This is a genomic window from Streptomyces sp. NPDC057638 (assembly GCF_042800315.1).
Lineage (GTDB): Bacteria > Actinomycetota > Actinomycetes > Streptomycetales > Streptomycetaceae > Streptomyces.
The window spans coordinates 5,889-26,228 of sequence record NZ_JBHVHF010000041.1 but is presented as its reverse complement, the minus strand read 5'-3'; the positions used below and the strand labels follow the sequence as shown (position 1 = coordinate 26,228).

Sequence of the window (20,340 nt, the reverse complement as noted above, 5' to 3'; positions counted from 1 at the left end):
GCATCGGTACGGAGGGGAGTACGGCAGCCATACGGAGTGACATGGGGGTTTCTCCGGTGGGTGAGCGCTGACGGGGGGTCGGGCGTGCCGCCCACTGAAGGCGGCACCCGACGAGAAAACCTTGTCTTCGGTGCCCAATAAAGGCAATTCGCCCCTGCCCTACTCGGCGTGGGGCAGGAAACTTTTACCCCGCCATGCTTACGCTCAGCGTGGACGGCGTTACCGTGTGGCGATGGCCTGCAACGCCCGTTTCGCCGCCTACCTGGCAGCCTCGGGGCTGACCCAGGAAGAGCTGGCCGAACGACTGAACGTCCATATCGAGCACTTAACCGGGCGCCTTGGCACCCTGACCGCCCGGCATATCCGCAACTGGCTCACGGGAAAGACCCGATGGCCACAGGAAAAGCAACGACGCGCCCTCGCCGCGGAATTCGGCGTGACGGCCGAGGAGCTGGGGTTCACGCCTCGGCGAGCGGCAGAAAGAGAACTATCCGCACCGGAGATCCCGACAGGACTGGAGGACGCCGTGAAGCGACGCTATTTCGCTGTGGCCAGTGTGGCGGCGATTGGAGCGACGGCGCTGCCCGCCGCCGCAGCTACGAATCCGACTCCACGGATCGGCATGGCGCAGGTCAATGCGCTGGAGCAAGCCTTCGCCGGAATCGTCCTCAGCGATGACACCCAGGGTGGAACGGTCAACATGGAGGCCGAAGCCCTCGCCTTCGCCGACCAGGCCATGTTCCTTCAGAACGCGGGCGGAATGCTGCCGGAGCGCGTCCGCTCCCGGCTGTACTACCTCGCTGCCGCGTTCACGGGATTCGGCGTATGGGCCTCGATCGACCAGTGCAAGCCGCAGCGGGCACAGCACTACATGGAACGCGCACTCACCCTCGCCAGGCTCTCGGGTGACAGCGAGATCGAACTCCGCGTCTGGAGCCATGGCTCCTTCCTCGCACGACAGCGAGGGGACGTGAACGAGTCGGTCGCCATGGCCCAGAAGGCCCGGTACTCCTCCGCCTGCCGCCGTGACCCGTTCTTCGCCTCGCTCACCTCAGCGCGGCTCTCCTCCTGCTTCACCGAGGTGTCGGAGGCTCGCGCCGCTCGGCGCGCCCTCACCTACGCGCACAGCGCGTTCGGCCGTGCCGACCACTCCGTCGAACGTGAGCCCTGCTACAGCTTCTACGACCAAGCCGAGTTGCACGGGCTGTCCGCCCTCACACTGACGGGACTGAAAGAACACGCGGAGGCCGAGGCCCACCTCCATCAGACGCTGACGCTCCTTCGCCCCCAGTACCAGCGCAACAGGTCCTACTACACCGCTCAACTCGCCCTCACGCAGCTACGTCAGGGCGCTGTGGAAGCAGCCTGTGACACCGCCCTGACCGTTCTGCCAGAGCACGCCGCATCCCCCTTGGGCGGACGCACCAGCCGTCTACTCCACCGGTTCAACCAGGGCCTGACCCGGAGCGCCCCCGGTGCTCGGTGCACCTCGGACTGGACCGACCGCTACACCGCGCGAAAGCGTGGGATCTGATGGCAGCCGAGGACCCTTCGGCGTGAACGCTCACCAGCCGCCCACCGGGCGTGCCACCTGTATGCCTGACTGACCGCGCATGACACGCCATGGGCCCGGTCTTGTCCGGACGCTGCGCAAGAGCATGCGCAAAGAGCCTCCCGTGCGGGCAGCCCTGCGCGACACTGAGCAGATGCAGGCTGCCATCGCAACGACTGGTGCCGTCGGCGAGAACATCGCCACCCTGCGGAAAGCCCGGGGCTGGTCTCAGGCCAAGCTCGCACGTGGCGCGGGGATCTCCGTGTCACTTCTGTCGAAAATAGAAGTCGGCGACCGCGCCTGCACCCCCATGACCGCCGTCGCGATCTCCACCACGCTCTCCATCCCGCTACCGGTGCTGTACGGCACGCCCTTCGTGGAGGCCGTGCCGTCCGACCAGCTTCAGGCGCTGAGGTCGGCCATCCGCCGCTATGAGCAGCCGACCAGCAGCGAGCCCGACCCCGTCGAACTGCGGGCCGAGATCGATCTGGCCTGTCAGCTTCGGGCTGACACGAAGTACCGCGAACTTCTGGCGATTCTGCCGAACCTGATCGAGCGCGCCACCGTGCACGCACATCGGCAAGGGTCCGATGACCAGGCCGCCTGGATGGGCCTCATCGAGGTGTATGGATGCGCGTTCACGCTGGTTGGCCGACTGGGCTATCCGGACCTGGCTGAACTGGTCGCCGCCCGTCAGCGATGGGCAGCCACGCGCGCCGGGTCCCGGGTCGGGCTCGCGGTCGCCGAATGGGGTGAGGCGGGGGCGTTCCAGTCGGCCGGTGACTACGACGGTGGGCTGGCGGTGGTGGAGGACGCACTCAGCCGACTGTCGGTGAATCCCGCACGGGATGGACGCGCCTCCATCGTGGCGGCAGGGAGCCTGCACCTGCGGGCTGTCGTCCTGGCTTCCCGTTCCCGAGACGCCACAACGACCGCCGACCACGCGCGGCACGCCAAGCGGCTCGCCGAGCACCTGCCCGGCAAGGATGTGTTGCTCCACAACCTCACCTTCGGGACGGGCAACACCGCGCTCCACGAACTCGCGGCCTGGGTGGAGCTGGACAAGCCCCGTAAAGCGACCCAGATGTCCGAGGAGATCAACAGAACCGAGCTACCGGGCCTCACCCCCACACGACTCGGCCACTTCCACATCGACTCCGCCCGCGCCTACCTCTCGGCCGGAGACCGTGATCAGTCCCTCGCCGCGCTCCACCGCGCCAAGTCGGTCGCTCCCGAGATGGCCCGCCTGCACCCCATGTCACGCGAGGTACTCCGCGTCCTCGTCTCCCTGCACCGACGTTCGAACCCCGAGCTGACGAACCTCGCGAAGTGGGCGGGGATCGCCCCGTAGAGCTTGTGGGTCGACCTGTGTCAGCAGTGCCCGAGCCTCCGGATCAGCCACCCGGCACTACGCCACAGTGCGGCGTCGAGGGTGCCGCGAGCATCGATGACCTTGAGGCCAAGGGCTTGGCCGGTCAGGTGCCTGGGGTCGATATGGGAGAACTGGGGCCACTCGGTGAGATGGAGGAGAAGACGGGTGTCCGCGAGGGCGGCAATCGGGTCATCGTCATACGCCAGATCGGGATGGAGCTTGCGGGCGTTGTCCAAGGCCATGGGGTCGGAGACGGTGACGATTGCCCCGCGGTCGTGCAGTGCCTGGGCGACAGCGAGGGCAGGTGAGTCACGGATGTCGTCCGTCCCGGGCTTGAAGGCAGCGCCCCAGACGGTGATGCGCTCTCCACGCAGGTTGCCGTTCAGTTCCTCATGCGCGATGTCGATCACACGATGACGGCGGCGGACGTTCACTGCGTCGGCCTCACGGAGGATCCCGACAGCCTGCTCGGCGTCGAGTTCCTCGGCTCGGGTGGTGAACCCCCGAAGATCCTTGGGAAGACAGCCGCCTCCGAAACCGAGACCGGGCCGCATGCCATGAGCGCCGATGCGGAGGTCGCGACTGAGGATGTCGGCCAACTCGGTGACGCTGGCTCCGGACTTCTCACAGATCTCGGCCATCGCATTGATGAAGGAGATCTTGGTGGCCAGGAAGGAGTTCGCGGCTCCCTTGGCGAGTTCGGCAGTGGCCCAGTCAGTGACGATCACGGGCGCTCCGGCCTCGATGACCTGCCTGAACGCCTGCCGCAGCATGGTCTCTGCCCGGGAGTGAGCGGTACGGAAGCCTAGGACGAGCCGGTCCGGGCGAAGGGTGTCCTCAAGGGCGCTTCCCTCGCGCAGAAACTCTGGGTTCCAGGCGACTTCGATGGCGTCGCCCGCCGGTGCGCGTTCACGCAGCAGATCAGCGATGTGGGGTGCGGTCCCGACAGGGACGGTGGATTTGACCGTGACCACGGCCGGGCCTTTGAGGTGGGGTGCGAGATGACACACTGCGCTGAATAGGTGTGAGAGGTCGTACTGGTTGGTCCCGGGCTGGTGGGGCGTGCCGACACCGATGAAGTGGAGGTCGGCGAAGTCGGCGGCCTCCTTGGAGGACGTGGTGAACCTGAGACGTCCGGATGTTGTGTGGCGGGTGAGGAGATCGTCCAGGCCGGGTTCGAAGAACGGAGCTTTGCCACGGTTCAGGGTGTGGACCTTGTCGACGTCCACATCCACACCGAGGACCTCGTGGCCGAGGTCGGCCATGCAGGCCGCATGGGTGGCACCAAGGTAGCCACATCCGATGACGGTCATCTTCATACCGGGGGATCCTTTCGAGGCGGTATCACTCTGGCCTTGGCCGATCCCGCTCGCGACCGTGGTCAGGCGGTCCGGGCAGCCAGATAGCGGTTGATCCCATCTCGTATGAACGGCGGGATCGTGAGGATGCCGAGATGCTTGGCTGTGAAGAACTGGAGCTTCACCCCCTCGGAGAGACGGAGGGACTCTGCGGCGCCATCCCAGACCGCAGAGAAGAACGTAATGACCTGCCCTGATCCGCACCTATCGTGCATTTCGAATAGCTCGACTGGCCTCTCGACCGTGAGATGGGCTTCCTCATCGAGTTCGCGAACGATTGCGGCGGCCGGGGTCTCACCGGGGTCGCAGCCCCCGCCCAGCAGACTCCAGTGGGCTGGCCAGGCGATATCCGGCAGGTCGTCCCGCAGGTGGAGGAGGAATTCACCGCGGCGGTTCGTGATGATCGCGACGGCTCCACGGGCTACGCCCGATTCCGGAACCTCGGTGGTGTCGGAGTGCATTCCGACACGCTAGTGGGGTGGCTGGACGTCAGGCGGCGGCCTGGAAACCCTGTTCCGCACACCAAACCGCTGCCATCACTGCCTGCATCCTGGACCGGTCGAACCGGCCGGTCTGTTGCAGACCTGCCTCGAAAAGCGGGTGGAAGGACGGCGGTGCAATGGTGAGAGCAGCGTCTATCCGCTCATCAGCCCACTGTGCGAGGCAACTATTCAGCCAGATCGGGACAGGAGAGGCGAACCCGTGTTTGTCCCGGCTGTCCCAGACCTCAGACGGCAGGCCGAGGGCGCGAGCTGCGTCTCTGAGGATCCGCTTCCCTTGTGCGGGGTGTGTGATTTTCTGCTCGACCGGGAGTCGGTAGGACAGCTCCACCAGGTCTCGCGCGAGGTAGGGGGATCGTCGTTCGAGTGTGTATGCAGACGCCAGCTTGTCGCTGGTCAGCACCAGCGGCCTCCAGGCCGTTGCTAGATCTGTCAGTGTCAGCCCTCGTGCCAGGTCCCCGCCCGCGCGGGTCATGGCATCGGCGACGAGGTCTCGAATGCGGCCGTCAGGGTCAGGTCCCCGCAGGATCAGCCTCGTCATGGCCTCTGCCGGGCCCAGGGGCTCGTCTGTCGAGTGGAGAAGCTTGGCGGCCAGCGGCCTGTATGCGTCGAGTCCTGCGTTGAGTACGGCGTCGGGACCGAAGAGGACCAGGGCCTGGCGGATATACCCCATCAGGAACTCGTCCGGTCCGAGTCCGCCGATCACCACGCGCAGGCCCAGTTCAGCGATCTTGCGATAGGCCATATGTTCGGAGAATGTTGACGCGTTGCCCATCGGGTAGTCCAGGGCCCGCATGATCTGCGGCAACGCATGGGTGAAGTCGGCCTCGTCAGGCTCGACCACGAGCAGTTCAGCTCCGACGTCCCGGGCGATCACGGCGGCGGTGGAGGACTCGTCCAGCCGCTCCTGTCCCCGGTAGCGGACGGTGACACAGACGGGCGGCTTCATGAGGTAGGCCAGTACGGCAGAGTCCAGTCCGCCGGAGAGGAGGAGTGCGAAGTCGCAGGTCGGGGACCTGAGAGGGATCTGGTCAGCGAGGATCGTGGAGAATGCCGACAGCGCTTCGGAGGAGGAGCCGACGAACGGGACCCGGTCCTCCAAGTGCCACCAGACCGTCTGTTCCAGTGATCCGGTGGTGACGTCAAAGGCCAGGAGGGTGGCCGGGGCCAACAGCTGAATCCCTTGGTACGGCGTATCAGGGCCGACGGGTGTCTCGATCGCTGTGACCTCCGGGCGGTGCACCAGCGGAGCCGCACCGTAGGACCTCAACGTGCTCACCTCGGAGGCGAACGCGAGGCGGTCCCCGTCCAGTCGCCAGTAGAGAGGCTTCTCTCCCAGGCGGTCTCGGGCCAGGAACAACCTTGAGACCCTCGGGTCGTAGACCGCAAGAGCGAACATGCCGTCCAGTCCGTCCAGACACGATGGCCCGATCTTCACCCAGGCCCGCAACAGGAAGTGGGCGTCTGACTCCCTCCTGAGGAGCGGGATTCCCCATGCCGTAGCTTGCGAACGCCAGTTGTAGATCTCTCCGTTGAAGGCGAGTGTCACTCCGCTGACCTCGTCCAGGTAGGGGCCGGGCGATGCGTCAGGAGCGACGATCAGCAGGGTGTTCATGCTCAGCACGGCCCGTCCGTCCCGGCTCGCGGTATGCCTGGTGCCGTCCGGCCCGCGGTAGTGCTGTGAGGCACTCATAGAAGCGACTGTCTCTTCATGCCAGCGGGCGTCGCCGCCGACCAGCCCTGCGATTCCGCACATCTGGTCCACTCCGAGATGACGTTGTGGTGCCCGGGGCCGTCGGACCGAACTCCTTCTCAGGGTTCAGGTGACGACCTGGTTCCGTCATCACACCTGGGCAGCCGTAGGTGCGGGAGGGCTCACAAGGGGGCTCACAACTCGCGAGACGGCAACACGCAGCGTCCGGGCCAATACCCTCTGTGCCCTATGGGTCGGGCGGCTGAGCCTCCCTCCGAAGGGGCGTCGGCTGCCCCCGTCTGCGGACCCGTACAGATCTGACAGAAGGGGGAAAGATGGCATCGACCAGTCGTCGGAGGCGTCCACCCAACGAGGACTTGGCCCGGCTCATCGAGATCTCCGGTGCGAGCCACAAGTCCCTCGCCCTGCGGGTCAATCAGCTAGCCTGCCAAGCCGGTCTGGAAACGAGGTACTCCCACACCTCCGTCGCGAATTGGTGCCAGCGGGGCATGGTCCCCAAGTGGCCGGTGCCGGTCTTCCTCGCCCAGGCCCTCAGCGAGCGGCTTGGCCGTCCGGTGACGCTCGCCGACATCGGTATGAGCGACGCACGGACACCTGATGCGGACGTGGGTTTGGATTTCCCGAGGGACCGTGGCGATGCGGTCACCGTCGCCACTTCCTTCTGGAGTGTCGTGAACCGTCGCGACTTCCTTGCTGGATCCGGTTTTGCTGCCTCCGCGTTCACCACGCCCGTGACACGCTGGCTGGTCACCCCAGCCGATGAGGCTACCGATCACAGCGGTGGCCAGCGCGTCGGCCGTTCCGACTTGGAGGAGCTGCGAGAAGCCGCGGCCGAGGCCCGTCGCTGGGATTCGAAGTACGGTGGCGGTAACTGGCGGGCGAACTCGGTTACCGTCTGCCTTCAGCAGCGGGCTGCGCCCCTGCTGAGGGGGTCGTTCACTGACACGGTCGGCCGGGACCTCTTCTCCGGCACCAGTGAACTGTCCCGGCTTGCCGGATGGTCCGCGTTTGACGTCGGTCAGCACGATGTCGCCCAGCGGCACTTCATTCAAGCCCTGCGCCTCGCCAGGGCGGGCGGGGATGTACAACTCGGCTGCTATGTGCTGACCACCATGGCGATGCAGGCGATGCTTCGAGGCTTCGCCTCCGAGGCCGTCGACATGGCTCAGGGTGCCTTCGAACGGGCCAAGGGGCGGGCGGTTCCTCGGGTGCTGGCGTTCACCAAGCTCATTGAGGCTCGCGCTCATGCTCGTGAAGGGGGTGCGCGCGCCGCCGCACAGGCTCTCTCCGCGTCCGAACGCCTGCTGGGCCGGGCAGAGTCGGATAGTTGCCCCGAACCGTCATGGATCGACTTTTATCACCATGCCCGTCTCTCGGCCGACGCCACCGAGATCTTCCGCGACCTGAAGCAACCCAGAGCGGCACTGGCCTGGAATCAGCATGCCGCCGCCATGCAGCCTGGCGTGTTCACCCGGTCGGTTGGCATGCGCCTCGCCATTGTCGGCTCCGCTCATCTTCAGGCCCGTGACGTGGACCACGGACTTGACCTCGGGAACCGTTCCGTCGACATCCTCGCCCGCGTCCAGTCCACTCGCGCCAAGGACTACGTACGTGACTTCATCGTGGCCCTTGGACCTTGGCGGCGTGAGCCCGCCGCACGCGAGTTTCTCCACCGCACTCGCACGGAACTCGCCATCGGTGTCTGATCGCGGTACCTCCTCTGCGTAGGAGGAGCGACCGGATCGACGGCGTCCCTCTCTGGCGAGGCGGAAGGAGCGGGTACAGCGTTGTTCGGGAGACGTTCAGCGTGCGGCTTTCGGCCTGTCGGCGCTTCTCTCCGCATGAGGCGCCGAGCTGATCTCTCTTCCCAGCCCTTGACTGATCCACCGTTAGCCTGTGCAGGCGATCGTTGCCCAAGTGGCCCCCTCGTGCTCTGCAGAAGTCCGTACGTTGGACCCGAATGTGCGTGAGCGGAGAACCTCAATCCGTGGAGGTACCGGTTGACCACCGAGGCGGAGCCCACCTGGAGCATCCCGCTGGCCGCCGGGCGGGTGACGGTCCCCGCCACCATTCAGGGCGTCAGAGCGGCCCTGCCGCCCGATCGGGCCGAGGACTTCGACGCCGAGGTTCCCCGGACACCCGGCCCGGACCTCCTCTATTTCCTCCTTGACGCACTCGTGGAGAGCGTGCTGACCCCCGTCGGGACGCCGCAGGACCGCGAGGTGATCGCCCGACTCCGTACCGGCGACTTCGCCGGAGTGCTGGACGAGCGGCACGAGCCCGTTCATGTGGGGTTCGCCCCCCGCGATCCCGAGGCGGGAGAGCCGTCACCGCAGTGGACCGCCTCCACCGGCCCTTTCCCCGCCACGATCGAGGGCATCCGCGCCACGCTCGCCCCCGACCAGCGCCCCGCGTTCGACCGGGACATCGCCACCACCCCCGCCCAGCACCTCGCTCACGCCACGGTCCGCTGGGGCTACCCCGCCGAGGACCGGGCCCGGGAGGACGAACTGATCGCCCGGCTCCGCGAAGGCGACTTCACCGGAGCCGTACCCGCCCCTCCCACCGAGGACGGCGAACAGCGCGGGACGGGGGCGGCCTAGGTGTACCGGATCCAGTACGCGGGCGCGGCGGAGAAGGTCCGCCAGCAGATGGCCCCCGACCACCGGACCGGCTTCGACACGGCGATGACCCACACCCTCGGCCGCGACCCCTACGGCCACGGCTCCAGCCCGGCCGGACCCGCCCAGGAACCGGACCGCCGCCTCGCGACCGTGGCCGGAGCGATCGTGCGCTACTACCTCAGCGGACCTCCGCTGCTGGTCGTGACGGCGGTCGAACTGATCCACCGCTGACCGCCACAAGGCCGAGCCAGAAGGGAGGAGCATGAGCCGCCGCGACCTCCTCACCCGGGTCCAGTCCTCACGCGCCATGGATTACGTAGGGGAGTTCAGCGCTGCCCTCAGCCCCTGGCGGCACGAACCCGCCGTAGGGGAGTTCCTCCACCGCGCCCGCACGGAATGGGCCATCGACATCTGACGTGCTTGTCTCCTACGCGTCTCCAACGAAGCCGCCCGGAGCGCACCCCCTCGCCGCCGCCCCTCCTGCCACCGTGGGTAGCTCACCCCGAGACAGATGCCGAATCGCCCGGTTCCAGCGTCGGCTGGTTGCTCGGGAGTATGGCGTCAGCGAGGTTGAACAGGTCGCCCGCGTCGATGGCCCGGCTGAGAAGGGAAGCGATCTCCTTTGGCTGGAGGTTCAGAGTGCCCAGGGAGCCGGGAGTGAGCGCGATCTCTTCCAGTAGGTACTCGCCGCGACCTGCCTCGCTGAACTCGGGCCCCGTGCGATTCTCGAAGGCCCACGTATTGATCACGGTGAGGTAGAAGTGCTGGCGTTCGCCGTGGTTCTCCAGGGTGTGGAAGAGACGCCCGATCGTGGGGGTTCCGGCGATCTCCTCCTGGATCTCGCGGCGTAGCGCGTCTCTGAGGCTGATGTCGGTGGGCTCGACCTTCCCGCCGGGGACTACCCAGTACGGAGGGATCCCCGGTCGTACTCGTTTGATGAGCAACATGGTGTTGTGGGGCGTGAGCAGGATGGCGCGGACGCGTTCGATCACGGTGCTGGTCTCAGCCTTCCGGTTGTTGGTGGGTCGAATGGATTGGTGGAGGATCCAGCCGCCGTCTACGTGAAGGGTTGGCCAGTGAACGGCCACCTCCTCTACGGGTGCGCGGTCGAACCACCACGTGCTCATGCCCATGCTGGTGATGGCCGCCCATCGCCGGTCATGGGCGTGTAACGGCCCAGTCGGATGCGCGCCGGTACCGATCCGGCGCGCAAGGACCCCGATATGCTTGGACTTCCCCGTGTTGTCCGGTCCGTTGAACGCGATCGTCGTGGTGTCGAGGTTCAGCAACACGTCCCCCCGTTCCCCGCCGTCCCGCTCGTGGATCGACGGCAGTATCCCGGTCGGACCGCCCACCCGAGGCGGCCCCGATCGACCACGATGCCGGGTTTCCCGTATCCGTATCCGCATCCGCAGCCGGACTCCGTGCCCGCAGCCCGGCTGCGGGTCGGCCTCCTCCGCAGCGTAGGAGTCGTCCGTCTCGCCGCGCCCCAGCACACGGGGAGCGCTCGGGGCGCGGACAGCGCGTTCGGGAGCGCGGGTCCCGGGACCCGTACGGGCGGCCCCGGCCATGGTGCCGTTGTCCATGCGGGCCAGTGGAGGTCCCCTGAGCTGGTCCCCCCAGTCCGGCCCCCGGGCACAGCGCCCCGGGGCCGGGCCGGATCCCGCGCGGCCGGAGCGGTTACCTGCCCTGCATCGCGGTGGGGCGGGCGACCGGGGCGATCGAGGTGTACGGGGAGATGAACTGCCACTCCGCCCGCTCGTCCAGGTCGTATCCGGCGCTGCGGACCAGGGCGAACTGGAAGCCCTTGACCGCCTCGTGGTTCTCGGTCTGCCGGATCTCACGGCGCAGGAAGTTGGTCAGGGCACGGTAGGACGGCTGGTCCCTGACGGTGGCGAATCCCTGGTCGATGACGCGGAGGACTTCGGTGCCCATATCGAATACCGCCTTTCCGGCGCGGCGCTCGGGGTACCACAGCATCTGGTGCGCGCGCCGGTTCCGCACCAGGGGTACCTGCTTCCATCCGGAGGTCTCGCCCTGGTGGGAGAGCGTCCGGTAGACCAGTTCGTAGTCGTGGACGGAGGGGTCGGGGGCGAAGAAGCGCCAGTTCGGGATGGTGGCCAGGAGGTCCCTGCGCCGGGCCCGGCCGAGGAGTTCGCCGGGGATCTGGGCGGCGACGGTGAGGGTGAGGGCGCTGGCGCCCGCGATCCGCCAGCCCGCGCCGGGTCCGCGTACGGCGTCCTTCAGCAGCCGGGCGAGCGTCATGTCCGCGCTCCCGCCGGGTGGGGGTGGGCCGGGCGGGTGGCGGCCGCGAACTCCGTGATCAGCCGGGTGGTCTCCCGGGCGGGTCCCGGCCGGGTCAGCATCCCGTCGTGCGCGGCGCCGTCCAGGACCACGCACTCCCCGCCCGCGCGGTGGGCGCGGGCCAGTTCATGGTGGAGCGGGATCTGGTCGGGGTCGCCGTCCGCCGTCACCTGGGCCGAGATCACCAGGGCCCGGCCGGGTACGGGGGGAAGCTCCCCGGTGTGGCGTTGGAACTCCTCTTCCATGGCCCGCCACTCGCGGAGGGCGGCCCACCACATCCGGCTGTCGGCGTGCTGCTGGTGGATCCGGCGGCGTACGGGGCCGGGGAGGCCGGTGGCCCAGTCGAGGGGGGAGAGCAGGGCCCCGGTGCCGAGCCGCAGGAACCAGGCCATCCGGGTGAGGTTCCTGGTCTGCTCCACGGCGGCCCGGGACTTCCGTTCGGAGCGGAGGAGTTCGGCGGGGTGGCAGGGGTCCAGATAGACGATCCCCTCGACCCGGTCGCCGAGCAGCGGCGCGGCGCGCCGGGCGACCTCCGCGCCGAGGGCGTGTCCGACGAGGATCACCGGGCGCCCGGGGCACACCCGGGCTTCGACGAGGTCCACCAGGTCCCGTGCGGATTCGGCGAGGGTGTAGGGGCCGGTGGCCCGGCGGCGGGATCCGTTGTAGCCGGCCCGGGCATAGCCGAGTACGCCGAACCGGGTGGTCACGGCGAGGCGTTCGCTGATCCGGGCCAGGTGGTCCGGGGTGGCGGCGAGACCGGTCCCGAGGACGAGCACGGGCTGGTCCGGGTCGCCGTCGCCGTGGTGTTCGTACTGGAGGAGGTTGCCGGACCGGGCCACCAGGAGGCGGCTGCCGGGGGAGCCCGCGAGGACGGCGGCCCTGCGCCGTACGGCGGCGACGGCGGTGAACGCCGTGGCCGTGGTGAGGGCGGCGGCGGCGAGCGTGCGGAAGCGGTCGTCGCGGCGCGCGCCGACCGGATGGGTCTTCGGGACGGCGGTGTACGCGACCAGCGGGTGCAGGGAGGTGAAGGCGGTGAGGAACCGGTTGAGGCCCAGTGCGTAGGCGTTGGCGCCGTGGAAGAGCACGGCGGCGCTGACGACGGGGCGGGTCAGGCGCCCACCGCGGGTGTAGAGGAGCGGGAAGCCGCACTCCAGGGCGAGGACGGAGTGGGCCAGCAGCCGGGAGGTCCGGGGGTGTTCCCTGGCCAGGGCCCAGAGCCGGGGGTGGCCGTGGACGCGGGTCCGCAGTACCCCGGGCAGCGCGGAGCCGTCGCGCCATGCGGGGCCGATGAGCTTGACCCAGCCGGAGACCAGGTACGAGAGGTTCGCCTGGGCCGCGAGGTACCAGACCAGGGCGTCCTTGGCGGGCTCCGCGCGGACGAGCCGGGCGGCACCGGTGGCGCCCTGCACCATGACCGTGACCTGGTCCGAGCCGTCGGTGCCATAGGCGTGGCGAGGGAAGAGCAGCGCCCCGCTCGTGGCGAGGCACAGCTGTGCGGCTCCGCGCCACCGTCCGTCGCCGGGGGCGAGCAGTGCCGTGGCGAGGGCGGCCCGGCCGAGGTGGAGCGCGGTGGTGGTGCGGGGTTCGGCGACCCGGTCGAGGAGTCTTCGCAGCAGGGGGCCGGGTGTGGGACCGGCCTCCCGGAGGACGTGCCAGTCGTTGAGGCCGCCGGGCTCCGTCTGGTGGCGCTGCGCGAGGTGTTCCAGGGAGGAGCTGAGGGTGGTGAGGGCGCTCAGGCGTTCGGAGCGGGAGAGGGCTTGGGCGCGGGTGAGGGTGGGGGGCTCCAGCGCCGTGTGGAGGAGGCGGCGCAGGGCCTGGGCGGTCCGTCGCATGCTGCACGTCCCTCGGCGGTGGGGTGGCGCCGTGGCTGGTGGGTCGGTGGGCCGGCACGGCGGGAACGCGGCCCTTCCATCGCGCTGTCGTACGGGCGAAGACGCTGTTCACCGGTCCGCGTGACACCGGGCGGATGTGTTCTCGGCGGGCCGTCGCCGTCCCGTCGGCGGGCGGCGCCGGTCACCTACGGGGCGCCGGTCACCTACGGATGGAAGCAGCCCCGGGGCGGGGGCGGTAGTCCACCCGCGCAGAGGCGGTCGTTCCGGATGCGTGACATCGGCGCGGGGGAGGGGGTGACGGATGTCAGGGTGGCCGGTGTCCTGTCGCGCCGACCGCCGTCCTCCGGAGGACGGCCCACCGACCGCCCGGATTCATGGATGTGACGGGCATCACACCCCGCTGGGTCGTGCCCGGGGAGCTGAACGAAGTAGGCCCGTGTCCCGTGCCTCTCAGCGGGGGCGCCGCGCCCGCCCGCTCCCCTGGGGGGAGGAGAGAAGGGGGCAGGATGAGCATCCGCCTGCTGATGGTGGACGGCGAACGCCTGGTCCTGGAGGCGCTCTCGGCGATGCTCGGCCGGGAGCCGGACCTGGAGGTGGTGGCGGAGGCGACCACGGCGGGCCGCGCGGCTCGACTGGCGCGGCGGTTCAGCCCCGACATCTGTGTCCTGGACCTCAACACCCCCGACCGCGACGGCCTCCGGCTCATCCGTGAGCTGCGTCGGTCCCGGCCGTCCCTCCGGTGTGTGGTCGTCACCTCCCGTACGTCACCGGGGCATGTGCGGTCCGCCCTGATGGCGGGCGCGCTCGGCTTCGTACCGAAGACGGCGTCCGCGCTGGGGCTGGCCGCGATCGTCCGGACCGTGCACGCGGGCACCCGCTACGTCGACGCCACGCTGGCGGCGGAGGCCATCTCCGCCGGTGCGTCCCCGCTGACCCCGAGGGAGGCGGACGTCCTCTCCCTCGCGGCGGACGGCGCCCCCATCGCCACCGTCGCCCGCCGTGCCGTCCTCGCCCAGGGCACCGCCCGGAACTACCTGTCGCGGATCACCACCAAGCTGAAGGTGGCCAACCGGCACCAGGCGGCCCAGCTCGCCCGCCGCCACGGCTGGATCTGACCCGGCGCCCCAGGCCCCGGCCAGGACGGACGCGGCCCCGGCCAGGACGGACGCGGCCCCGGCCAGGACGGACGCGGCCCCGGCCAGGACGGACGCGGCCCCGGTCAGGACGGACGCGGCCCCGGTCAGGACGGACGCGGCCCCGGTCAGGACGGACGCGGCCCCGCGCGCCCGGCGCCCGGGGCGCCCAGGCCCCGCCCGGGACCTGCTCGTCACGGGACCTGCCCGGCCCGGTCCACGACGCCGCTGTCCATCCGGGCGACCGAGGTCACCACGGCTCCGGCCGCGCCCCAGGAGCTGTCCCTGGTGAGGACCGTGCGCTCGCCGAGCATCCGTACCGTACGTCTGTCGAAGATCCACTCCGTGCGTTCGCCGTCATGGGTCCGGGCGACCGCGACGCCGGGGCGGCCGACCGCGTCCACCGCGTCGGGGACGGTGGTGACCCCGGGGATCAGCGCGGCGGCGCGGTAGAGGGCGGCCGTCGTGCCCGGGGGCGCGACCGAGGTGCGCAGGAGGTCGCCGATGGTGATGAACGCCTGCTGGTCGGGGCCCGTGGTGGAGTCCGAGCCCGCGCCGTGGTTCTTCTCGGCGTCGGCGTAGATGAGGTCGAGCAGGGCCCGGGGCGTGGTGGGCAGGGCCGCGAGGAACGCGTAGGTGGGGGCGTTGAGCCGGCCCTTGCCCGGGGTGCCGGGCAGCAGCCGGTCCTCGCCCCGCTTGCGCTGCATCGTGCGGTCGCGCCCGTTCACCGAGGTCCACTGCTCCATGGCCTCGTCCTGACGCAACCGGTCCATCCCGCCGTCCTTGTTCTCCGACAGGACGGTGGTGTGACCCGCCGTGCGTACGTAGGTGAACTGATCGCCGCGAACCGGCGGTACGGGTACGGGTACGGCGTCGGCGGCCAGCGCGGCCCGCTCCAGCAACCGCACCGACGCGGCGGTGGCGGGTGGCGTTCGCGTGGTGTCCGTCGTGTCCGTGTCTCCGGGGAGGGTGAGGGCGGCGACGACCGCACCGGCCGCCGCGACCGCGCCCAGGGCGAGCACCAGACGCCGCGCCGGAAGCCGGAAGCGCGCGGGGCGGTGCTCCCGGTCGATCTCGGCCAGGAGGTGCCGGCGGCGCGCCCGCAGCCGGTCGGGGGACAGGTCCGGAGGGGTGGCGGGGGGGAGGAGACACGCCGCCTGTGCCCGTTCGGCCCGTTCCCGTTCGGCCCGGACCTCTTCGGACTGTTCCCCGTCGGTCCGCTGGTACGGATTCATCCCCGGCTCCTCCTGTGCGTCGCGCGGGGCGCGTCCGCCCGGCTGTCCGTCGGCTGTCCCTCGGCGGTCGTCGGCTGGTCCGGTGCCAGTTCCTCCGCCACCAGGCGCCGCAGCTTCTCCCGGGCCCGCGAGAGCCGGGATCGTACGGTGCCCACGGGCACGCCCAGCGCCTCGGCCGCCGCCGCGTATCCCAGGCCGGACCAGACCACCAGCGCGAAGACCTCCCGCTCACCGCGCTTCAGACGGCGCAGCGCCCGCGCCGCCGCCCTCAGCTCCCGTTCGTCGGCGATCCGTCCGACCACCTCGTCCGCGAAGTCCGGCAGCGGCTCCGGCGGTGGCAGCCGTGACATCGCCGCCCGGTGGCGGCGCGCGGCGCGGGCGGTGTTGCGCATCACGTTCGTCGCGATGCCCAGCAGCCAGGCCCGCACATTGCGCACCTCGCCCGTGAGTTTGTGGCGCAGCCGCCAGGCGTCGAGGAACGTCAGCGACATGACGTCCTCGGCGAGGGCCCAGTCACCGGTGGTCCGCACGGCGTGCGCGTAGACCACGCGCGCGTGCTGGTCGAAAACTTCCGCGAACGCGGCCCGGTCGCCGGACCGGACCCGTTCGTTCAAGGGGGACTCCACGCAGGTTAAGTGTCCGCACCAGGGAAGGGGTTCCACCCGGCGCTCAGGCCTCCCGCGCCCCTCACCCCACCCGCCGTGCCCCGCCCCCCGCCGCCGCCGGGAAGATCCCCGGCAGCGGCCGGCCCGCGCCGGTGAACGCGGCCTCCACCGCCGCCGTGACCCGTGCCGCGCCCGCCGTCTCCACCAGCACGATCGCCGAGCCGCCGAAGCCGCCGCCCGTCATCCGGGCGCCCAGCGCGCCCGCCTCCAGCGATGCCTCCACCGCCACGTCCAGCTCCACGCACGAGACCTGGAAGTCGTCCCGCAGGGAGCGGTGGCCCGCCGAGAGCAGGGGCCCCAGGGCGGCGGGCCGCCCGGCCGACAGCGCGGACGCGACCCGCTCCACCCGGTCGTTCTCCGTCACCACATGGCGCACCAGCGGGCGCAGTTCCTCCGGCAGCCGGGGCAGGACCCCGGCCAGGGAGTCCAGCGGGATGTCCCGGAGCGCGGGCACGCCCAGCGCCCGCGCCGCCGTCTCACAGCCCGCCCGGCGCCGACCGTACGCACTCGTGCTGTGCGCGTGCCGTACGCCGGAGTCCACGACCAGGAGCGTCAGCCCGTGCTCGGCGAGGCGCAGCGGGAGCTGGCGCCCGGTCATGGTGCGGGTGTCCAGCCACAGGGCGTGGCCCTCGCGGCAGCACGCCGACGCCGTCTGGTCCAGGATCCCGGTCGGCGCGCCCACGTAGGCGTTCTCGGCGCGCTGGCACAGGGCCGCCATCCGGTCGGGTGCCAGGACGGCCCCGTACAGATCACCGAGGGCCAGCGCGGTGACGACCTCCAGCGCGGCCGAGGAGGACAGGCCCGCGCCGGAGGGGAGGGTGGAGGTGTAGTGGATCTCGGCGCCGCCGATGGGGAGGTCCGCCGCGCGCAGCGCCCAGGCGACCCCGGCCGGGTAGTCGGCCCAGGTGCCGGTGCGCGCCTGGGGGGCGAGGTCGGCCAGCCGCAGGGAGACCGGGGGGCCGTCCGCCTGGGCCGAGCTGAGGCGCAGTACGCCGTCGTCCCGGCGGCGGGCGGTCGCCGTGATGCCCCGGTCCAGGGCGAGGGGCATCACGAAACCGTCGTTGTAGTCGGTGTGCTCACCTATGAGGTTGACCCGTCCCGGGGCCGTCCAGACGCCCTGGTTCATCGCTTCCTCCGGGTGAACTCCCAGGCGTCGGTGATGATCCCGCGCAGGTCGGAGCGGGTGGGCGTCCAGCCGAGACGTTCGCGTGCGGTGGCCGCCGAGGCGACGAGGACGGCCGGGTCGCCGGGCCGTCGCGGGGCCGTGACCTCGGGGACCGGATGGCCGGTGACCTCGCGGACGGTGTCGATGACCTCGCGGACCGAGAAGCCGTTGCCGTTGCCGAGGTTGCAGATGAGGTGTTCGCCCGCGCGGGCCGCGCGCAGCGCCAGCAGATGGGCCTCCGCGAGATCGGCGACATGGATGTAGTCGCGGACACAGGTCCCGTCGGGGGTGGGGTAGTCGTCCCCGTACACCGCGATCGACGGACGGCGGCCCAGCGCCACGTCCAGGACCAGTGGGATGAGATGCGACTCGGGGTCGTGGCGTTCGCCGAACCCGCCGTGGGCGCCCGCCACGTTGAAGTACCGCAGGGAGACCGCCGCGAGCCCGTGTGCCCGCGCCTCCCCGGCCAGCATGTGGTCGACGGCGAGCTTGGAGGCGCCGTAGGGGCTGGTGGGGGCGGTCGGCGCGGACTCGGTGAGCGGGACGGAGCCCGGTTCGCCGTAGGTGGCGGCGGTGGAGGAGAAGACGAGGGTACGGACGGCCGCCGCGCGCATCGCGCCGAGCAGCGCCATCGTGCCGCCGACGTTGTTCTCCCAGTACCGTTCGGGGTGGCTCACCGACTCGCCGACCTGCGAGAACGCGGCGAAGTGGAGCACCCCGTCATACGAGCGGTCCAGCCATTTCGCCGCGTCGCGCACATCGCCTTCCACGAACTCCGCGCGCGGCGGCACGGCCGCGCGGAAGCCGGTGGACAGATGGTCCAGCACGGTCACCCGATGGCCCTCCGCCAGCAGCCGCTCCGCCACCACACTGCCGATGTATCCGGCTCCGCCCGTCACCAGGTATCTGCTCATCCGCCCGCCGCCTCTCTCAGTCGCCGGGCCGCCGTCTCCGGCGGCACGTCATTGATGAACACGCTCATACCGGACTCGGAACCCGCGAGGTACTTCAACTTGCCCGACGTCCGCCGAATGGTGAAGAGCTCCAGGTGCAGCGCGAACTCCTCCCGCCCGGCCGCGCGGAACGGCGCCTGGTGCCAGGCGGAGACATACGGGGTTGGCGGCTCACCCGGCCCGAACAGCCGGTCGAAGCGGCGCAGCAGATCGAGATAGACCCGGGGGAACTCGGCGCGGGCGTCTTCGTCCAGCCCCCGCAGGTCCGGCACCCGCCGCCGGGGGTAGAGATGCACCTCGTAGGGCCAGTGCGCGGCGTACGGCACGAACCCCACCCAGTGCCGCCCGTCCACCACGATCCGTCCGCCGTCGGCGGCCTCCCGCGCCACGACCGCGTCGAAGAGGTTCCCGCCGCCGGTCCGCTCCCGGTGCGCGGCGGCGCTGGCGAGCATCCGTTCCGTACGGGGGGTGATGAACGGGTACGCATAGATCTGGCCATGCGGATGACCCAGCGTCACACCGATCTCGGCGCCCCGGTTCTCGAAGCAGAAGACCTGCTCGACCCCCGGCAGCGCGGCCAGCCCCGCCGTACGGTCGGCCCACACCTCCAGTACCAGGCGGGCCCGCTCCTCGGGCAGATCGGCGAAGGAGGCGCCGTGGTCGGCGGTGAAGCAGACCACCTCGCAGCGGCCCGACTCCCCGGCGAGGGAGGGGAACCGGTTCTCGAACACCACCACGTCGTAGTCGTCCGCCGGGACCTCGGTGGCCCGGCCGTCCCGGGAGGGGCAGAGCGGGCACTCGTCGACGGGCGGGTGGTAGGTGCGCTCCTGCCGGTGGGAGGCGATGGCGACCGCGTCTCCGAGCAGGGCGTCCCGCCGGATCTCGGAGCGGGTGGCGACCTGGGGGAGTGGCCGCCGGTCGGCCGTGGCGGCCGGGTCGCGGACGGTGTCGTCGCGCAGGTCGTAGTAGAGCAGTTCGCGGCCGTCGGCGAGCCGGGCGGCGGTCTTCTTCACGGGCGCGTCCCTCACGACATCGAACAGAAACGCACACAACAAACCATGAGCCAACAGGGAGAGTCAATGGAGGGTGGGGCATACGGGGGAGGGAGGCGGGGTGTTGACGGTGATCAGGCGGAGGCGGGACGGGCTGGACGGCCCGGATACGCCGGAAGCGCCCCCGGAAGGTTTCCGGGGGCGCTCCAGACCGCTGTGGGGCGACGAGCGGTCGGTTTCAGCTCCTGCGACTGGCGGGAACTGGTGGCCCGTCATCTCGTCGAAGCCGCCGGTACGGTGAGTACGGCTGTTTCGCGGGCGTCTTTCGTGGTCTGCTGTAAGGACACCGCCTTTCTCGCGTCAGGTGGTCGAGTAAGGGGTTGCGGGTGTGAGGCGCCCGCAACCCCCTCCGGTGTGTGGAGCGGGCGTGGGAGTGGCCCTCACCGGGTGGTCCGCACGCCCGGACCGGTGTGCTCGGGCGTTTCCGGAACCGTCGGCGTCAGAAACGCCGGAGGTTCAGGAAGATCTCAATGCGCGGGCCGACGTTGATGTAGCCGGTCACCTCGGTGAAGTCGCCCAGTTCGGTCAGCTCGGGCTCCTCGTAGTGCTCCTTGGAGATCTCGTTCTCCTGCATCGGTGTCACCTCCTTTCTCGCGTCAGGTGGTCGAGTGAGGGGTTGTGGGTGTGAGGCGCCCGCAATCCCCTCCGGTGTGTGGAGTGGGCGTGGGAGTGGCCCTCGCCGGGTGGTCCGCACGCCTGGACCGGTGTGCTCGGGCGTTTCCGGAATCGTCGGCGTCAGAAACGCCGGAGGTTCAGGAAGGGCTCAATGCGCGGACCGACGGGCGAGTAGCCGGTCACCTCGGTGAAGTCGCCCAGTTCGGTCAGCTCGGGCTCCTCGTAGTGCTCCTTGGAGATCTCGTTCTCCTGCATCGGTGTCACCT

At 70.2% G+C, this 20,340-nt stretch carries 20 protein-coding genes; 7 read left to right on the top strand and 13 right to left on the bottom strand.

The window, feature by feature from the left end:
• Positions 1–232: 232 nt before the first annotated feature.
• Complete coding sequence (locus tag ACFVIM_RS08775) at positions 233–1,534, top strand: multiprotein-bridging factor 1 family protein (RefSeq protein ID WP_384299953.1); 1,302 nt, start codon at positions 233–235, stop codon at positions 1,532–1,534.
• A gap of 172 nt (positions 1,535–1,706) precedes the next feature.
• Positions 1,707–2,903 carry a helix-turn-helix domain-containing protein gene (locus tag ACFVIM_RS08770; protein WP_384299952.1) on the top strand — a complete coding sequence of 399 codons (1,197 nt, stop codon included), beginning with the start codon at positions 1,707–1,709 and terminating at the stop codon, positions 2,901–2,903.
• 20 nt (positions 2,904–2,923) lie between these two features.
• Here ACFVIM_RS08770 and ACFVIM_RS08765 read toward each other — a convergent pair whose 3' ends face one another.
• From ACFVIM_RS08765 to ACFVIM_RS08755, 3 genes are all read right to left on the bottom strand, one after another.
• Positions 2,924–4,243, bottom strand: coding sequence for a UDP-glucose dehydrogenase family protein (locus ACFVIM_RS08765; protein ID WP_384299951.1), 1,320 nt, complete (start codon positions 4,241–4,243; stop codon positions 2,924–2,926).
• Between the two features lie 62 nt (positions 4,244–4,305).
• Positions 4,306–4,743, bottom strand: a complete 438-nt coding sequence (locus tag ACFVIM_RS08760) for an NUDIX domain-containing protein (protein ID WP_384299950.1) — start codon at positions 4,741–4,743, stop codon at positions 4,306–4,308.
• Positions 4,744–4,771: 28 nt separating this feature from the next.
• Positions 4,772–6,397, bottom strand: a complete 1,626-nt coding sequence (locus tag ACFVIM_RS08755) for an asparagine synthetase B family protein (RefSeq protein ID WP_384299949.1) — start codon at positions 6,395–6,397, stop codon at positions 4,772–4,774.
• 413 nt (positions 6,398–6,810) lie between these two features.
• Between ACFVIM_RS08755 and ACFVIM_RS08750 the strand changes: the two genes are divergently transcribed.
• The 4 genes from ACFVIM_RS08750 (at position 6,811) to ACFVIM_RS08735 (ending at position 9,535) form a co-directional block, all read left to right on the top strand.
• Complete coding sequence (locus ACFVIM_RS08750; RefSeq protein ID WP_384299948.1) at positions 6,811–8,202, top strand: sporulation protein; 1,392 nt, start codon at positions 6,811–6,813, stop codon at positions 8,200–8,202.
• A gap of 294 nt (positions 8,203–8,496) precedes the next feature.
• Positions 8,497–9,099, top strand: a complete 603-nt coding sequence (locus ACFVIM_RS08745) for a hypothetical protein (protein ID WP_384299947.1) — start codon at positions 8,497–8,499, stop codon at positions 9,097–9,099.
• Complete coding sequence (locus tag ACFVIM_RS08740; protein ID WP_384299946.1) at positions 9,100–9,351, top strand: hypothetical protein; 252 nt, start codon at positions 9,100–9,102, stop codon at positions 9,349–9,351.
• A gap of 31 nt (positions 9,352–9,382) precedes the next feature.
• Complete coding sequence (locus ACFVIM_RS08735) at positions 9,383–9,535, top strand: hypothetical protein (protein WP_384299945.1); 153 nt, start codon at positions 9,383–9,385, stop codon at positions 9,533–9,535.
• A gap of 82 nt (positions 9,536–9,617) precedes the next feature.
• Here the strand turns inward: ACFVIM_RS08735 and ACFVIM_RS08730 are convergent, their stop codons facing one another.
• The 3 genes from ACFVIM_RS08730 to ACFVIM_RS08720 all read right to left on the bottom strand — a co-directional run bounded on the left by ACFVIM_RS08730 (position 9,618) and on the right by ACFVIM_RS08720 (position 13,256).
• Complete coding sequence (locus ACFVIM_RS08730; protein ID WP_384299944.1) at positions 9,618–10,706, bottom strand: NUDIX domain-containing protein; 1,089 nt, start codon at positions 10,704–10,706, stop codon at positions 9,618–9,620.
• A gap of 94 nt (positions 10,707–10,800) precedes the next feature.
• Complete coding sequence (locus tag ACFVIM_RS08725; protein WP_384299943.1) at positions 10,801–11,385, bottom strand: hypothetical protein; 585 nt, start codon at positions 11,383–11,385, stop codon at positions 10,801–10,803.
• Complete coding sequence (locus ACFVIM_RS08720; RefSeq protein WP_384299942.1) at positions 11,382–13,256, bottom strand: alpha/beta fold hydrolase; 1,875 nt, start codon at positions 13,254–13,256, stop codon at positions 11,382–11,384. Before ACFVIM_RS08720 ends, ACFVIM_RS08725 begins: the two co-directional genes overlap by 4 nt.
• A 506-nt stretch (positions 13,257–13,762) precedes the next feature.
• On the opposite strand from ACFVIM_RS08720, the gene ACFVIM_RS08715 reads away from it, so the two are divergent.
• The gene (locus ACFVIM_RS08715) at positions 13,763–14,371 is read left to right on the top strand and encodes a response regulator (protein WP_384299941.1); all 609 of its coding nucleotides are present in this window, start codon (positions 13,763–13,765) and stop codon (positions 14,369–14,371) included.
• 212 nt (positions 14,372–14,583) lie between these two features.
• Here the strand turns inward: ACFVIM_RS08715 and ACFVIM_RS08710 are convergent, their stop codons facing one another.
• The 7 genes from ACFVIM_RS08710 to ACFVIM_RS08680 all read right to left on the bottom strand — a co-directional run bounded on the left by ACFVIM_RS08710 (position 14,584) and on the right by ACFVIM_RS08680 (position 20,329).
• Positions 14,584–15,624, bottom strand: a complete 1,041-nt coding sequence (locus ACFVIM_RS08710; protein ID WP_384299940.1) for a CU044_5270 family protein — start codon at positions 15,622–15,624, stop codon at positions 14,584–14,586.
• On the bottom strand, positions 15,621–16,238 hold the full coding sequence (locus tag ACFVIM_RS08705; RefSeq protein WP_384299939.1) for an RNA polymerase sigma factor: 618 nt from the start codon (positions 16,236–16,238) through the stop codon (positions 15,621–15,623). The genes ACFVIM_RS08710 and ACFVIM_RS08705 overlap by 4 nt, the downstream gene beginning before the upstream one ends.
• Before the next feature lie 73 nt (positions 16,239–16,311).
• Entirely contained in the window at positions 16,312–17,415 is a 1,104-nt protein-coding gene (galK, locus tag ACFVIM_RS08700; protein ID WP_384299938.1) for a galactokinase, read from the bottom strand.
• Entirely contained in the window at positions 17,412–18,368 is a 957-nt protein-coding gene (galE, locus tag ACFVIM_RS08695; RefSeq protein ID WP_384299937.1) for a UDP-glucose 4-epimerase GalE, read from the bottom strand. Before galE ends, galK begins: the two co-directional genes overlap by 4 nt.
• Positions 18,365–19,420 (bottom strand): galactose-1-phosphate uridylyltransferase, encoded by a 1,056-nt coding sequence (galT, locus tag ACFVIM_RS08690; protein ID WP_384299936.1) that lies wholly within the window; start codon positions 19,418–19,420, stop codon positions 18,365–18,367. Before galT ends, galE begins: the two co-directional genes overlap by 4 nt.
• Before the next feature lie 478 nt (positions 19,421–19,898).
• Positions 19,899–20,033: a lasso RiPP family leader peptide-containing protein gene (locus tag ACFVIM_RS08685; RefSeq protein WP_384299935.1), complete on the bottom strand. Its 135-nt coding sequence runs from the start codon at positions 20,031–20,033 to the stop codon at positions 19,899–19,901.
• Positions 20,034–20,194: 161 nt separating this feature from the next.
• On the bottom strand, positions 20,195–20,329 hold the full coding sequence (locus ACFVIM_RS08680; RefSeq protein ID WP_384299967.1) for a lasso RiPP family leader peptide-containing protein: 135 nt from the start codon (positions 20,327–20,329) through the stop codon (positions 20,195–20,197).
• Positions 20,330–20,340: the final 11 nt, after the last annotated feature.